A 244-nucleotide genomic window follows, 5' to 3' on the forward strand; every position below is an offset into this window, starting at 1 on the left:
GCGCAAGCATCTTCTCGTCACGGGCGGAAAAACGCTCCGACGTGGGCAAGGCCACGGTCATCGGCTTCATCACCGTGTTGCTGTTCCTGGTGCTGGTCAACGTGCTTTCGCTAGGCATCATGACCCAGCCGGAGCTGGCCGGTTTGCAGAACCCGTCGCTGGCCTCGGTGCTGGAGCATATCGTCGGCCCTTGGGGGGGCTTGCTGATCAGTATTGGGCTGGCGGTGTCGCTGCTTGGGGCCTT

The 244-nt window shown here is 62.7% G+C and carries 1 protein-coding gene; it reads left to right on the forward strand.

The window, feature by feature from the left end:
• On the forward strand, positions 1-244 hold a 244-nt coding region (locus tag J5M56_RS26265; protein ID WP_207938221.1), incomplete at both ends, for an amino acid permease.

Origin of the sequence: Pseudomonas sp. 51_B, from assembly GCF_017491595.1 — a bacterium.
GTDB lineage: Bacteria > Pseudomonadota > Gammaproteobacteria > Pseudomonadales > Pseudomonadaceae > Aquipseudomonas > Aquipseudomonas promysalinigenes.